This is a genomic window from Devosia elaeis (genome assembly GCF_001650025.1).
Taxonomy (GTDB): domain Bacteria; phylum Pseudomonadota; class Alphaproteobacteria; order Rhizobiales; family Devosiaceae; genus Devosia; species Devosia elaeis.
The window spans coordinates 21,608-35,453 of sequence record NZ_LVVY01000063.1; the positions used below are offsets into that span (position 1 = coordinate 21,608).

Consider the following 13,846-nt stretch of genomic DNA (forward strand, 5'->3'; position numbering starts at 1 on the left):
GGGGAGGGAATGAGGGTGGGGGTCCATCAGTAGATCACCGCACCACCCCCACCCCGGCCCTCCCCTCAAGGGGGAGGGGGCAAAGAACCGAGATCGTTGCGCGTGCCAAAGCAAAACTATGGCAGCCTAGACCGCCTCAAAATTTGCAACGTTCTTTTGGCTTCGCTAGAAAGCATCCCATATCGCGCCGATGGGAGCCAAGATGAGCGACGCCGACTATTCCTTGCCGAAGACCAATGCCGGGCCGTGGCAGGCGCGACCCTTCCACCGGCAATATCTGATGCGGCAGGCCAATAATCTGTTCGACTTCTTCGAGGCCGCCTCGATCAATCCCCGGGGCGGGTTCTACGAATTGAGCGACGAGGGCAGCCCGCTCAAGCCCGACAATGCCGTTCGGCAAATCCATGTCACGACGCGCATGATCCATTGCGCGGTGATCGGGAGCCTGCTGGGCCGGCCCGGCTCGGACGAGGTGATCGACCATGGCATGCGCTATCTGTGGGAAAAGCATCGCGATCCCCAACATGGCGGCTATGTCTGGGGCCTGGACGACAATGGCTATACCGATCCCAGCAAGCAGGCCTATGGCCATGCCTTCGTGCTGCTGGCCGGGGCCAGCGCCAAGCTGGTGAACCACCCGCTGGCCGACAGGGTGATCGCCGACGTCACCGAGGTGATCGAGACCCGGTTCTGGGACAAGAAGGTGGGCGCGGTGCGCGAGGAATTCGCCAATGATTGGGGGCAGACCAGCACCTATCGGGGGCAGAATTCCAACATGCACCTGACGGAGGCGCTGATGGCCGCCTATGAGGCGACGGGGCAGAACGAGTATATCGCCAAGGCGACGCGCATTGCCGACCTGATCATAAGGCGCAATGCCGTCCAGCTCGACCATCGGGTGGCCGAGCATTTCCACGAGGACTGGAGCCTCGACAAGGACTTCAAGGGCTCGGAAATGTTCCGCCCCTCCGGCACGACGCCGGGCCATGCGCTGGAATGGTCGCGCCTGCTGTTCCAGCTCTTCGTGCTGGGCCGCAAGGAACATGGCTGGATGACCGAGGCGGCGCGGGGCCTGTTCCGCAACGCCATCGACCTGGGCTGGGACAAGGTGCATGGCGGCTTTTTCTACACGCTGGACTGGGACAACCAGCCGATCATGCGCGAGAAGCTGTGGTGGCCGGTGGCCGAGGCCATCGGCGCGGCGGCCTTTATCGGCGCCTATGACAAGGACGCCTATTACCAGCATTGGTATCGCCGGCTCTGGGACTTTGCCGAGAACCACGTGATCGATCACGAGCGCGGCGGCTGGACCAGCGAGCTCAAGGAAGACCTGACGCCGACCTCGCGGCTCTTCGTGGGCAAGCCGGACATCTATCATGCGCTGCAGGCCTGCCTGATCCCGCTCTATCCGCCCAGCGGCAGCCTGACCCGGGCGATCATCGAGGGGGACGATCTGGGGCCGCGCTACTAGGGGAAGGCCCCCTCACCGGCGCTTCGCGCCGACCTCTCCCCCAAAGGGAGAGGTGCGCCTGCCGGCGACAACCATTGCCCGGCTCCCGCGTTGCTCCTCCAGCAACACGGAGAACAGGCATGGCTTTACTGGACGGCAAGGTGGCGCTGGTGACGGGCGCGGGATCGGGCATCGGCAAGGCGACGGCCCTGGCGCTGGCGCGGGAGGGCGCGGCGCTGATCGTGATGAGCCGGACCCAGGCGGAAGTCGAGGCGACGGCGGCCGAAATCGAGCAGGCAGGCGGCCGGGCCTGGGCGGCGACGGCGGATGTCACCGATGACGCGGCGATGAAAAAGCTGGTGGCCGAGGGCATCGAGCGCTTCGGCCGGCTCGACGCCGTGGTGGCCAATGCCGGGATCAACGGGGTCTGGGCGCCCATCGAAACGCTGACGCCCGAGGAATGGGACAAGACCATTTCGGTCAATCTGCGGGGCACCTATCTCACTATCCATCACAGCGTGCCGGCGCTGGAACAGGCGGGGGGCGGCTCGATCGTCATCGTCTCCTCGATCAATGGCACGCGCAGTTTCAGCACGCCCGGCGCCAGCGCCTATTCGGCCACCAAGGCGGCGCAGGTGGCCATGGCCCAGCAATTGGCGCTGGAGCTGGGGCAACGGAAAATCCGCGTCAATGCCGTGTGCCCGGGGGCCATCGAGAGCCAGATCGACGACAATACCGAGAAGCGCGACAGCGACAAGGCGGGCATTCCGGTGGAATTTCCCGAGGGCGACATTCCGCTGACCGGCGGCAAGAGCGGCAAGGCGGCCGACGTGGCCGATGTCATCGTGTTCCTGTGTTCGGATGCGGCGCGGCATGTGACCGGCACACCGGTGTGGATCGACGGGGGGCAGAGTTTGTTGCGCTAGACGCTTCCGCCGCAAATCCATGCCTCGCGGAGCGGTTGCCAGCGCCGGTATCGCGGCGTAAAGCACCGGCATCCCTGTCCGAGCCGGTGAGCCGCCATGAATGCCCTGCCCGCCCAATTGCCGCGCCTCTTGATCGAACGCGCGGTCGCCGCCGCGCTGGAAGAAGATCTGGGGCTGGCCGGCGACCTGACCAGCCAGGCGACCCTCCTGCCCGATGCCTGGGCGGAAGCAACGTTGTCGGCGCGGGAGCCGGGCGTAATCGCCGGGCTGGAGCTGGCGGCGGCGGCGTTCCGGCTGGTGGGCGACGGCGTCAATTTCGTGCCGAAAGTGGCCGATGGCGACAGGATCGCGGCCGGCGGCGTGGTGGCTGCGGTGTCGGGCCCGGCGCGACTGGTGATGTCGGGCGAGCGGGTGGCGCTCAATTTCCTCAATCATCTGAGCGGGATCGCGACATTGACGCGGACCTATGCCGATGCGGTCGAGGGCACGGGCGCGCGGATCTGCGACACGCGCAAGACCACGCCGGGCCTGCGCGCCTTCGAGAAATACGCGGTGCGCTGCGGGGGCGGCGCCAATCATCGCTATGCGCTCAACGACGCCATTCTGATCAAGGACAATCATATCGCGGTGGCCGGCAGCGTCACGGCGGCCTACAAGGCGGCGGAGGCCTTTGCCGGGCACCTGGTGGCCATCGAGATCGAGGTGGGCAGTCTTGCCGAGCTCGAAGAAGCGCTCGCCGCCGGCGCGCGGATCGTGCTGCTCGACAATATGGACAACGAGACGCTGCGCCAGGCCGTGGCCATCAATGCCGGGCGGGCGCGGCTCGAAGCCTCGGGCGGGGTGAAGCTGGATCGGGTGCGCTCCATCGGGGAAACCGGCGTCGACTATATTTCCACCAGCCAGATCACCATGGGCGCCAAGCCGCTGGACCTGGGGCTGGACGTGACCATCGGCGGGCGCAAATGACCCTGACACAGGCCGGGCTTCCCGCCGCCTCGCTCACCGAACTGGCGGTGGAGGCCGCTATCGCGGCAGCCGAGGTGATCTGCGCGGTCTATCACCGGCCGATCCACGTGGTGACCAAGGATGACGGCTCGCCGGTGACGGAAGCCGATGCTGCGGCCGAGGCGGTCATCATCGCCCATCTCAAGGCCAGCGGACTGCCGGTTCTGGGGGAGGAGAGCGTCGCGGCCGGCATCGTGCCGGTGCTGGGCGAGCGCTATTTCATCGTCGATCCGCTGGACGGCACCAAGGAATTCATCAAGCGTAATGGCGAGTTCACCGTCAATATCGGCCTGGTGGACCAGGGCCGTCCGGTGATGGGCGTGGTGTTGGCGCCCGCGAGCGGGGAAATCTTCGTCGGCGATGCCGGTGGCGCCTGGGCCGGCAAGGTCGTGGACGGCGTGGTGACCGGGCGGGCCCCGATCAGCGTCGGCTGGCTGGAGCGGTTGCGCATCGTGGCCAGCCGCTCGCATGGCCATGAAGCGCTGGAACAGCTCTGCCGCACGCTGGACGTCGAAAGCGACGTGTCGGTCGGCTCCTCGCTCAAATTCTGCCTGCTGGCGCGGGGGGATGCCCAGCTTTACCCGCGCTTTACCCCGACTTGCGAATGGGATACCGCCGCCGGCCAGGCCGTGCTTGAAGCGGCGGGCGGCGCAGTCGTCACCCTGGACGGCGCACCGATGCGCTACGGCAAGGGCGAACTGGGTTTCCTCAATCCCTATTTCGTTGCCGCCGCCAGCATGGAGCTGGCGCAGAAGGCCGCGGCCGAGATGCGTGTGCTGCTGGGATAGGCAGATTAGCGAGGGGATCCGAGTCCAGAAGACCTCATGGTGAGCCTGTCAAACCACGAGGTCGGGAACGAGATGGTGCCGCGACCCCGTCCTTCGACGGGCTCAGGATGAGGTCTACTGAAAGACAGCCCAGCCTAGGTGTTTTTGTCGCACCTGCCTTGCGAGAAAGCGGGGCTCTCGCCCGGAAAATGGCGGCCTAAGCTGCCGTTCTGCAACCAGCGCTTAACTGATCTGCATAATTGCCACGCTCGTATCGCTTGCAGCGTGATCGGCCGACATATATAGGCCCGACATATATCGGGCCGTCATATGCCCGTGGGAAAGGTCGATGAACGTCAGAACGCTTTGCCTCTCGATCCTCTATAATGGGGAAGCGAGCGGTTACGATATTCGCCGGATGTGCACGGAAGAGGAATTCGCCTATTTCGTGGAGGCCAGCTATGGCTCGATCTATCCGGCCCTGGGCAAGCTCGAAGAGGACGGCCTGGTGACGAGCCGGACCGAGCAGCAGGACGGCAAGCCGGCGCGCAAGGTCTATTCGATCACCAATGCGGGGCGGCAGGCTTTTGCCGAGCAATTGGCCGAGCCCCTGGGCGAAGACATGTTCCGCAGCCCGTTCCTGCTGTTCGCGCGCTTTGCCCATATCCTGCCGCGCGAATTGGTGGAGCAGCGCTGCGCCGAATTCCTGAGCCGTACCGCCGGCAAGCTTCAGCAACTCAAGGATGCTGGGGGCCGATACGAGTGCAATCCCGCCGACAAGTGGGTCATCGATTACGGTCATGCGGTGCTGGAGGTTGCGGAGCGACATTTCCGCACCCATATGCACGAACTGATCACAATGGCGCGAGCCGAGCCGCGTAAGGACGCGGCGGAATAAGGGGCGAGATCTTCCGATGCGTGCAGTGTTTTCCTATGGACTGGCCTTTGTGATCCTGCTGCTGGCGGGCGCATGGCTGGCAACCGGCACCCTGGTCCAGGGTGGCCAGGGACCGGGCAATGGCGAGCGGCCGATCATCTCGGTCATCGAGGGCGAAGAGCACGGGCCGATCGCCAATGCGCTCGGCGATGCCGGGCTTCTGGCCGAGCACCATCAGCCCGAGGTGGACCCGGCGCTGACCATAGCCCAGCGCAACGAGGTCACGATCGGCGCCGGCGCGCCACTGCAAAGCGTGCGCACCCAGGTCTTCACCGCCCAGCCCATGCCAATCGAAGTGCCGCTGCGCGGCCGCACCGAGGCCAAGGCGACCGTGACCGCGGTGGCCGAGATTACAGCCAGCGTCGATGTGGTGCATGTCGCCAAGGGCCAGCGCGTCAGTGCCGGCGACCTGCTCTGCACGCTGGACCAGGGCACCCGCGCCGCTGCATTGGCTCAGGCCGAAGCAGCGCTGGCGCAGGCGCAATTGAGCTTCAACACCAATGCCGACCTGCGTGAGCGCGGGCTTGCCGCGCCCAACAGCGCCAAAGCCGAAGAAGTGGCGCTGGCCCAGGCCCAGGCCGGGCTCGACAATGCCAAGGCGGAAATGGATCGTACCGAGATCAAGGCCAAGGTGGACGGGCTGGTGCAGGACCCGGTGGCCGTGGCCGGCTCGATGCTGAACCCAGGCTCGCCCTGCGCCACCATCGTGCAGCTCAACCCCATCGTCTTTACCGGCATGGTGCCCGAGGCCCATGTCGCCCTGGCGAAGACGGGGCTGACCGCCAATATCAAGACCGTGACCGGCCAGAATGTCGAAGGCAAGGTGACCTATATTGCCTCGGTAGCCGACAATGCCACCCGCGCCTTCCGCGCCGAGATCGAAATTCCCAATGACGATTTCGCCATCCGCGACGGGGTGACCGCCGAGGCCGTGGTCAATATCGGCACCGCGCCGGGGCACCTGCTGCCACAATCTGTCCTGACGCTGGACGACGATGGGGTGCTGGGGGTGCGCGCGGTGGAGAACGGCGTGGTGGCCTTCTATCCGATCACCATCGTCAGCGACACGCGGAACGGCGTCTGGGTGACCGGGCTGCCGGCCAGCATCGAGGTCATCACCATCGGCCAGGAAAATGTAACGGCCGGGCAGCATGTTGAAGCCAGCCCGGCCGCCCCCGCCACCGCAACCAGTGCCAGCTAGGGATTTCCCAGATGCTCGATTTCATCGAACGAATCCTCAGGATGCCGCGTGTCGTCCTGACGATCATGGTGATCATCCTGGCGGCCGGCGCCAGCGCCTATATGTCGATGCCCAAGGAAAGCTTCCCGGCCATCGACGTGCCCTATCTTTATGTGTCGATCAGCCAGACGGGCGTGTCGCCGCGCGACGCGGAGAACCTCTTGGCCAAGCCGGCCGAGGAGGAACTGGCCAACCTGCCGGGGCTGCAGAATATCAGCTCGACCTCCACCACCGGGCATGCCTCGGTGTTCCTGGAATTCGACATCAACACCGACAAGGACAAGGCGCTGCAGGATACGCGCGCGCGCATGGATGCGGTGAAGGCCAAGCTCCCCGCCGATGCCGACGATCCCACGGTCAACGAAATCGATCTCGTCGGCATGCCGATCATCTCGGTGGCCGTCTATGGCTCGGCCCCGGAAAAGGAACTGGTGCGCCGCGCCGAGCAGTTGCAGGACGCGCTGGAGGGCATTGCCGAGGTGCGCGAGGCTACCCTGTCGGGCGCCCGCAAGGAGCAGCTGGAAGTCCGCATCGACCTGCTGCGGCTGGAAGCCTATGGGCTGACCGCCAACCAGCTTCTCGACGCGCTGGCCCGCAACAACATGGTGGTGCCGGCCGGCACGCTCAATACCGGACAGGGCTCGTTCAATATCGAGGTTCCGGGCCTGATCACCAATCCCGAGGACGTCTATAACCTGCCGCTCAAGACCGATGGCAACACCATCGTCACTTTCGGCCAGGTGGCCACGATCACCCGCACCCTGGCGGATGCGACCGAATATACGCAGGTCAATGGCTCCCCTGCCCTGATCCTGGGCATCTCCAAGAAGCTGGGCACCAATATCATCGACGTGTCCGACAAGGTGCGCGCCACCACCGAGGAAGCGGCCAAGGACTGGCCCTCGGGCGTGACCTATTCCTTCTTCCTCGACCAGGCCGAGACCACCACCGCCCTGTTCCGCTCGCTGGAAGCGGCGGTGCTGACCGCGGTGGCGCTGGTGCTGATCACCTGTATCGCAACGCTGGGCGTGCGCCCCGCGCTGATGATCGGCCTGTCCATTCCGCTGTCCTTCATGATGGCCTTCCTGGTTGCCAGCGCGCTGGGCATGACCATCAACATGATGGTGATGTTCGGACTGGTAATCGCGGTGGGCGTGCTGGTGGACGACCCCGTGGTGGTGGTCGAATATGCCGAACGAAAATTGCAGGAAGGCGTGCCCAAGCGGGAAGCCTTCATCATGGCCATGCGCAAGATGTTCATTCCGGTGGTGGGCGCCACCGCCACGACGCTGGGCGCCTTCGTGCCGCTGCTGTTCTGGCCGGGCATTATCGGCAAATTCATGAGCTATCTGCCGATGATCGTGATCATCGTCATGGTCGCCTCGTTCATCTCGGCCCTGATCTTCATGCCCGTCATCGGCTCGGTCATCGCCTCCACCCATGTGGACAAGAAGGCCAAGGAAAAGGCCGACGTGGTGATGTATCCGGACAAGTTCGACACCTCCAGGGTGACCGGGATGACCGGCATCTATGTCCGGATCATGGACAAGCTGCTGCATTGGCCGCTGCCGACGCTGGCGGTGGGCTTCGGCATCATCGCCACCATTTTCGTGGCCTATTCGATGAACCCCACCGGCACCGAGGCCTTCCCCGCCTCGGAACCCGAATTCGCCACGGTGGCCGTGGTGGGACGGGGCAATTATTCGCCCGAAGAAATCCGGGCCATGATGGTGGAGGTCGAGGACCAGCTGTTGCAGGTGCACGGCATCCAGGACGTGATCATGCAGTTCGGCACGACCGGCGCCTTCGGCTCGCTGCCCCCCGACACGATCGGCAATTTCCAGCTGCAATTGACCAATTGGAACCATCGCGTCCCTGCCACGGAAATCTTCGCCGATATCCGCGAGCGGGTGGCCGGCTTTGCCGGGCTCGACGTGCAGGTGCTGGCGGCCGAGAACGGCCCGCCGGCCGGCAAGGATATCAACCTGCGGGTGGAAAGCACCAATTACGACGACCTGGTGCCGGTGGTGACCGCGATCCGCAATCACCTGGAAACCTGGCCGGAAGCGGTGGATATCGAAGATGGCCGCCCCTCGCCCGGCATCGACTGGCAGATCACCGTCAATCGCGCCGAAGCGGGCACCTATGGGGTCGGGGTGCGCGAACTGGCGCCCTATGTGCAGCTCATCACCTCGGGCGTGAAGCTGGGCACCTATCGCGACGCCGAAAGCGGCGACGAGCTGGATATCCGCGTGCGCCTGCCGCGGGAGGAGCGCACTTTCGACGCGCTCGATTCCATGCGGATCGCCACGGCGGAGGGCCTGGTGCCGGTGTCCAACTTCATCGAGCGCAAGGCCGTGCCCAAGGTGGCCAATATCCAGCGGCGCAACCAGGTCTATACGATGCCGGTTGCGGCCAGCCTCACCAACCTGCCCGAAGGCGTCTATGCCGCCGACAAGGTGCAGGAATTGCAGGGCTGGATCGCCGAGCAGGATTTCCCGCAGACGGTGACTGTAGCCTTTGGCGGCGCCGAGGAGCAGATGGGCGATGCCAATGCCTTTATCGGGCAGGCCATGATGATGGCCATGGCGCTGATCTTCTTCATCCTGCTGCTGGAATATAACAGCTTCTACCAGGTGATGGTGACGCTCTCGACCGTGATCATGTCGGTGGCGGGCGTGCTGCTCGGCATGCTGGCCACGGGCATGAGCTTCTCGGCGATCATGACGGGCCTGGGCATCGTGGCGCTGGCCGGTATCGTGGTGAAGAACGGCATCGTGCTGATCGACACCTATAACGATTACCATCGCCACCAGGACGTGGAGGCCGTGAAGGCCATGCTGCTGACCGTCAGCCAGCGCGTGCGGCCGGTGCTGCTGACCGCGTTCCTGACGGCCCTGGGCGTGATCCCGATGTGGGCGAATGTCGAATTCGACTTCATCCGCCGCGAGATCGTCATCGGGGGCCTGGCAGGCTCCTGGTTCATCCACCTCTCGGCCGCCTTGGTTTCGGGCCTGTTCTTCTCCACCGCTCTGACCCTGGTGATGGTGCCGGTGATGATCACCGCGCCGACCGTGATGCGGAAGCAGTTCGGCTGGCTGGGCAGCTTGTTCGGCGCCCTGGGCGGCTGGATCGCCAGCCCCTTCCGCCGCGGCAAGGCCGTGGCCGTGCCCGCCGGCTTCGACGGCATGGCCATCGAAGTGCCCGAGGATGCGGACAGCGCCAAGCGCTATATCGTCTCCAAGGAGGCCGGGCTGACCGAAAAGGAGGCCAATGGCGTCACGGTGGTGAGCCGGAGGGATGCGGCCGAATAGGCCCGGTCCGTCCCCTGCCCTTCCAAAGGCCCGCAGCGATGCGGGCCTTTTCTTTTTAGCTAAAATGGCCATATAGGTATTTAGCCAATTCAGCTAAAGGAGCCCATCATGGCCGAAATGTCCGCTACCGACGCCAAGAACAAGTTCGGGCAGATGCTGGACATGGCGCAGGCCGAGCCGGTCCGCATCCAGAAGAACGGCCGCGACGTGGCCGTGGTGCTGTCGGCCGAGCAATATGCGGCTTTGCAGGCATCGGGGGGCGCCCCGAGGGTCAGGCCGGCCATCGAGGAACTGATGTCGCGGAGCGTGAAACGCAGGAAATCGCTTTATGAAGCGCTGGCCAAATAGCCATGGCCATCAGCTACATCACTCTCGATGAAGCATTGCGCATCCATGAAATCCTGCTTGCCGAATTTGGTGGCGCAAAGGGCATACGCGATCCGGGATTGATCGAGGCCGCGCTGCTGCGCCCGCAGACCGGCTATTATGCCGATTTGATCGAGGAAGCCGCTGCCCTCTGGGAAAGCCTGGCGATGAACCATGGCTTCATCGATGGCAACAAGCGTGTGGCCTATGCCTGCCTCGAACTGTTCCTGCAAACCAACGGGGTCGATGTGAGCGCCGAGAACGATGAAATCGAGCGGTTCATCTACCAAAACCTTGAGGCCGGCACCTTTCGCAAGGATGTGCTGGAGGCTTGGCTCCACATCCATACGCGCGCTTTTGAGCCGTAGCGATCACCCCAGCCCGGGCAGGAAGAACCCTGTGCGCGCCTTGTAGGCCGCGTAGTCGGACGAGAGCGGGGACGCTTCGAAATTGCGTTCCTCGAGCCGGGCGGCGGCGATGTAGAGCCAGATGAGCACGATCACGCTCGGAATGGCGAAGATGGACCAGGTGGCTATGGCCCAGCCGAACCAGAAAACGGAGTAAGACAGGTAGAAGGGGTGCCGCACGAGCCGGTATGGCCCCTGCTCGACCAGGGAATGGGGATGCTCGGGGTCGAAGACGAAGCGCAGCCTGGCCTGGCGCGAGGCCTGGATGGCCGCATAGAAAATCCAGACGCTGAAGAGCTGGATGGCGAGCCCGGCAAGCTGGGCCGGAAGCGGCTGGGACACGAGCCAGGTCAGCGCCAGCATGATGATGGTCGATGCCGTGACGGCCGCGGCGATGACCCGCGCCCCCGATGGCATGACATCGGACGCGAAATGATTGCGCACCGACCAGATATAGGCCCCGACCACCGCGCCGCCGACCAGGGTCACCAGCCCGTCCAGTATCCATTCCATACGTTCATTCCCCCAGCAGCACGCATTGGCCCCTACGCCGCCTTCCATACTATCTTAACCGAGCGCGGAAACCTCTCCTATAGAGATAAGTCCCATAATATATTCCGGACTTCGGAGTATATGTGATGACAAGCGCCTGCCCCAAGATGCGCCTGAGCAGTGGCGGCATCGGGTATCGCGACACGGGCGGGCCCGGCCTGCCCATCGTTTTCGTCCATGGCGTCTGCGGCAGCAAGGAAGTGTTCCGGCATCAATTTGCCGAGGCGCTGACCGGCAGCTTCCGCCTCATCGCCTTCGACCTGCCGGGCCATGGCGCATCGGACGATGCGTCCGATGCGCAGAAAAGCTATTCGATCCGCGCCCTGGCCGATACCACGCTCGACGTGATGAACTATCTGCGGCTGCCGCGGGCGCTTATCGTGGGATGGTCGCTGGGCGGCCATATCGCCATGGAATTGATGGCCCGGTTTCCCGAGCGCCTGGCTGGCGTTGTCAGTCTGGGCGCCCCGCCCCTGGCGCCCGGAAGGCTGGAGGCGATGCGCGGCTTCCGCATGCATTGGGACCTGGCCCTGGCCCGCAAGGCGGAGTTTACCACGCGCGATGCCGAGCGCTGGCAGCGCCTGTGCTATGGGCCGGATGCCGACGGCATGGATTTCGCCGCGATCCTGCGGGCCGATGGCCGCATGCGTCCGGAAGTCAGCAAAAGCCTGCTCAAGGGCGAGGTCGCCGACGAAAGACAGGTGGTGGAAACCTCGCCGGTGCCGCTAGCCATGATCAACGGCGCCGAAGACCCGATCCTGCGCGTCAGATATCTGCAGAAGCCGGCCTATGCCAATCTCTGGGAGGGGCGGCCGCATCTGATCCCCGGCGCCGGACACGCGGCATTCCTGTCGCATCCCAATAGTTTCAACGTGCTGCTGCACCGCTTTGCCAGCGAAATGGCGCTACGCTTCCCGGGCCCTTACCAGACGGACAAGGCCAAGGTCAGCCCGCCCGATTTCGCGCGTGCAGCCGAACCCAGATCCCGCCGACGGGCCGCAAGGTAATCGAGGGCAGGAAGCTGACTGGCTTATCAGTCAGCCGCTCGACATCGAAACGCCGCGCAATGGTGGCCAGCAGCAGCATGGCCTCCATCATGGCGAAGCGATTGCCGATGCAAATCCTGGGGCCGCCGCCAAAGGGAAAATAGGCGAAGCGCGGCAATTTCCGGCGGAAATCGCCAGCCCAGCGCTCCGGCCGGAAGGCCAGCGGATCCTCGAAATAGCGGGGGTCGCGCTGGGTGATCCAGGGGCTGAGGATCACCGTCGTGCCCTTCTTGATGTCGTAATCGCCAATACGCACATCGCTGCGGGCCTCACGGCCGATGGCCCAGCCGGGCGGCAGGAGACGCAGCATTTCGATGACGGCATGCTCGGTCAGCTTGAGGTTGGGCAGATCGTCCGGCGTCACCGGGCGGCCCGGCGCCACCGCCTCGACCTCGGCGGCGATGGCAGCCTGGATATCCCGGTTCTGGCCCAGCAGGTGAAAACCATAGGCCATGCTCAGCGCCGACGTTTCATAGCCGGCGAGCAGCATGTTGCAGATCTGGTCGCGCAGCGCCTTGTCGCTCATCGGCCGGCCGTCCTCATCGCGGGCCGACATCAGCAGCGAGAGGAAACCGGCCGAGGCATTCTTGCCCGCCCGATTTTCGGCGATGACGCGATAGACGATGCGCTCGATCCGGGCGACGCCTTTCAGATAACGCCGATGCCCCGGCAGCGGCACCCAGTCGGGCACCACGACGGGCCGCGAGAAGCGCGCGGCAACCTCGTCGATAACCCAATAGGCAGCCTCTTCCATGGCTTCGAGATCGTCGGTCACATCGGCATCGAGCAGCGTCTTGGCGGCAATCTGGAGGCCCAAAGCCATCATCTCGCGATGCATGTCGATGTCCTGGCCATCCTGCCAGCGCTCGAGCTTGCGTTCGGTTAGCTCGACCATGTGCGGGCCATAGGACGCCAGCGGAATGGTGGCGAAGGCCGGGGCGGCGAGCTTGCGCTGGCGCTGCCATTCGGCATCCTCAGCGGTGAACAGCCCATTGCCGAGCAGCGCCTCGAGCTGGCGCCAGAACACCTTGTTCTTGGTGAAATGCTCGTTCTGCTTGACCAGGACCTGTTCGATCAGGTCCGGATGATTGACGATCACCGCCGGGAAGCCGCCCACCTGGATCGCGGTCATGTCGCCATATTGGCGGGCGCTGCGCTCGAAAAAGCCGAGCGTGTCGCGGCTCATTTCGAGCAGGTGGCCGAGAACGGGCAGGCCCTTGGGGCCCTCGGCCCGCCGCGCGGGCCGCATTTGCTGGGGCATATCCGTGCTGGTCACATCGCACCGCTCAACTGGTCCCGCCAGGGGGGACGACCGGCGCGATTTGACCACAGCGCAAGGCGCTATGCCAGTGCCTCGAAGGCATAGAGTGACCAATCATCCCCGTCGAAATGGATATCGCGGGGTGCCGGGGCGCGGGAGCCAAGGGCGCGGGGCCAGAAGGCCTGCGCGGCGGCGTTGGCGCGGGGCACGGCGATATGCCAATGCCCCTGATGCGCCGCCAGGGCAAGATCGAGCGCCGCCCGCCCCGCGCCCTGTCGTCGATAGGCCTTGAGCACGAAGAACTCGGCCATGAACCAGCAGGGCGCGCGTCCGGTCAGCGGACAGGTATCGACCACCAGCGCGAAGCCCGCGATCTCGTCGCCGGACATGATGAAATAGGGATGGCGCCAGAAGCGGTCCAGAAAGCCGTAATCGTACCGCCCGTCGGCGCCGACCGGGAACGGCATGAACTGCGGGGCGGAGGGTGATCATGGAAGGAGGATAGGCGACTTTATAGGTGCTGCATATCCCGAAGACCTCATGGTGAGCCTGTCGAAGGACGAGGTCGGGCACCC

At 64.6% G+C, this 13,846-nt stretch carries 13 protein-coding genes; 10 read left to right on the plus strand and 3 right to left on the minus strand.

The features are described 5' to 3' along the window. The first annotated feature begins 202 nt into the window (after positions 1-202). The 9 genes from A3840_RS03230 (at position 203) to A3840_RS03270 (ending at position 10,373) form a co-directional block, all read left to right on the plus strand. Complete coding sequence (locus tag A3840_RS03230) at positions 203-1,471, plus strand: AGE family epimerase/isomerase (protein WP_109442273.1); 1,269 nt, start codon at positions 203-205, stop codon at positions 1,469-1,471. 119 nt (positions 1,472-1,590) lie between these two features. Further along, positions 1,591-2,376 (plus strand): SDR family oxidoreductase, encoded by a 786-nt coding sequence (locus tag A3840_RS03235; protein ID WP_067451778.1) that lies wholly within the window; start codon positions 1,591-1,593, stop codon positions 2,374-2,376. 96 nt (positions 2,377-2,472) lie between these two features. Beyond that, complete coding sequence (gene nadC, locus A3840_RS03240) at positions 2,473-3,342, plus strand: carboxylating nicotinate-nucleotide diphosphorylase (protein WP_067451781.1); 870 nt, start codon at positions 2,473-2,475, stop codon at positions 3,340-3,342. Further along, positions 3,339-4,169 (plus strand): 3'(2'),5'-bisphosphate nucleotidase CysQ, encoded by an 831-nt coding sequence (cysQ, locus tag A3840_RS03245; protein WP_067451783.1) that lies wholly within the window; start codon positions 3,339-3,341, stop codon positions 4,167-4,169. Before nadC ends, cysQ begins: the two co-directional genes overlap by 4 nt. A gap of 328 nt (positions 4,170-4,497) precedes the next feature. After that, positions 4,498-5,046, plus strand: coding sequence for a PadR family transcriptional regulator (locus A3840_RS03250; protein WP_067451786.1), 549 nt, complete (start codon positions 4,498-4,500; stop codon positions 5,044-5,046). 16 nt (positions 5,047-5,062) lie between these two features. Beyond that, complete coding sequence (locus A3840_RS03255) at positions 5,063-6,286, plus strand: efflux RND transporter periplasmic adaptor subunit (RefSeq protein WP_082903615.1); 1,224 nt, start codon at positions 5,063-5,065, stop codon at positions 6,284-6,286. An 11-nt stretch (positions 6,287-6,297) separates the two neighbouring features. Further along, positions 6,298-9,639 (plus strand): efflux RND transporter permease subunit, encoded by a 3,342-nt coding sequence (locus A3840_RS03260; RefSeq protein WP_067451792.1) that lies wholly within the window; start codon positions 6,298-6,300, stop codon positions 9,637-9,639. 108 nt (positions 9,640-9,747) lie between these two features. Continuing rightward, entirely contained in the window at positions 9,748-9,987 is a 240-nt protein-coding gene (locus A3840_RS03265) for a type II toxin-antitoxin system prevent-host-death family antitoxin (RefSeq protein WP_067451795.1), read from the plus strand. 2 nt (positions 9,988-9,989) lie between these two features. After that, a complete protein-coding gene (locus A3840_RS03270) occupies positions 9,990-10,373 on the plus strand; it encodes a type II toxin-antitoxin system death-on-curing family toxin (protein WP_067451798.1) in 384 nt (127 codons plus the stop codon). 3 nt (positions 10,374-10,376) lie between these two features. Here A3840_RS03270 and A3840_RS03275 read toward each other — a convergent pair whose 3' ends face one another. Next, positions 10,377-10,925, minus strand: a complete 549-nt coding sequence (locus A3840_RS03275; RefSeq protein WP_067451801.1) for a methyltransferase family protein — start codon at positions 10,923-10,925, stop codon at positions 10,377-10,379. 125 nt (positions 10,926-11,050) lie between these two features. On the opposite strand from A3840_RS03275, the gene A3840_RS03280 reads away from it, so the two are divergent. Next, the gene (locus tag A3840_RS03280; RefSeq protein WP_067451804.1) at positions 11,051-11,971 is read left to right on the plus strand and encodes an alpha/beta fold hydrolase; all 921 of its coding nucleotides are present in this window, start codon (positions 11,051-11,053) and stop codon (positions 11,969-11,971) included. On the opposite strand, the gene A3840_RS03285 is transcribed toward A3840_RS03280, so the two are convergent. Both A3840_RS03285 and A3840_RS03290 read right to left on the minus strand, forming a co-directional pair. Beyond that, on the minus strand, positions 11,910-13,286 hold the full coding sequence (locus tag A3840_RS03285; RefSeq protein ID WP_131798234.1) for a cytochrome P450: 1,377 nt from the start codon (positions 13,284-13,286) through the stop codon (positions 11,910-11,912). The two genes, A3840_RS03280 and A3840_RS03285, sit on opposite strands and share 62 nt — an antisense overlap. Positions 13,287-13,351: 65 nt before the next feature. Continuing rightward, on the minus strand, positions 13,352-13,738 hold the full coding sequence (locus A3840_RS03290; RefSeq protein ID WP_067451809.1) for a GNAT family N-acetyltransferase: 387 nt from the start codon (positions 13,736-13,738) through the stop codon (positions 13,352-13,354). Between the last annotated feature and the right edge of the window lie 108 nt (positions 13,739-13,846).

Bases quoted from the DNA above. Each gene is read 5' to 3' on its own strand.
- A3840_RS03230 (WP_109442273.1), top strand. From the start codon at position 203: ATGAGCGACGCCGACTATTCCTTGCCGAAGACCAATGCCGGGCCGTGG.
- A3840_RS03235 (WP_067451778.1), top strand. From the start codon at position 1,591: ATGGCTTTACTGGACGGCAAGGTGGCGCTGGTGACGGGCGCGGGATCG.
- nadC (WP_067451781.1), top strand. From the start codon at position 2,473: ATGAATGCCCTGCCCGCCCAATTGCCGCGCCTCTTGATCGAACGCGCG.
- cysQ (WP_067451783.1), top strand. From the start codon at position 3,339: ATGACCCTGACACAGGCCGGGCTTCCCGCCGCCTCGCTCACCGAACTG.
- A3840_RS03250 (WP_067451786.1), top strand. From the start codon at position 4,498: ATGAACGTCAGAACGCTTTGCCTCTCGATCCTCTATAATGGGGAAGCG.
- A3840_RS03255 (WP_082903615.1), top strand. From the start codon at position 5,063: ATGCGTGCAGTGTTTTCCTATGGACTGGCCTTTGTGATCCTGCTGCTG.
- A3840_RS03260 (WP_067451792.1), top strand. From the start codon at position 6,298: ATGCTCGATTTCATCGAACGAATCCTCAGGATGCCGCGTGTCGTCCTG.
- A3840_RS03265 (WP_067451795.1), top strand. From the start codon at position 9,748: ATGGCCGAAATGTCCGCTACCGACGCCAAGAACAAGTTCGGGCAGATG.
- A3840_RS03270 (WP_067451798.1), top strand. From the start codon at position 9,990: ATGGCCATCAGCTACATCACTCTCGATGAAGCATTGCGCATCCATGAA.
- A3840_RS03275 (WP_067451801.1), bottom strand. From the start codon at position 10,925: ATGGAATGGATACTGGACGGGCTGGTGACCCTGGTCGGCGGCGCGGTG.
- A3840_RS03280 (WP_067451804.1), top strand. From the start codon at position 11,051: ATGACAAGCGCCTGCCCCAAGATGCGCCTGAGCAGTGGCGGCATCGGG.
- A3840_RS03290 (WP_067451809.1), bottom strand. From the start codon at position 13,738: ATGCCGTTCCCGGTCGGCGCCGACGGGCGGTACGATTACGGCTTTCTG.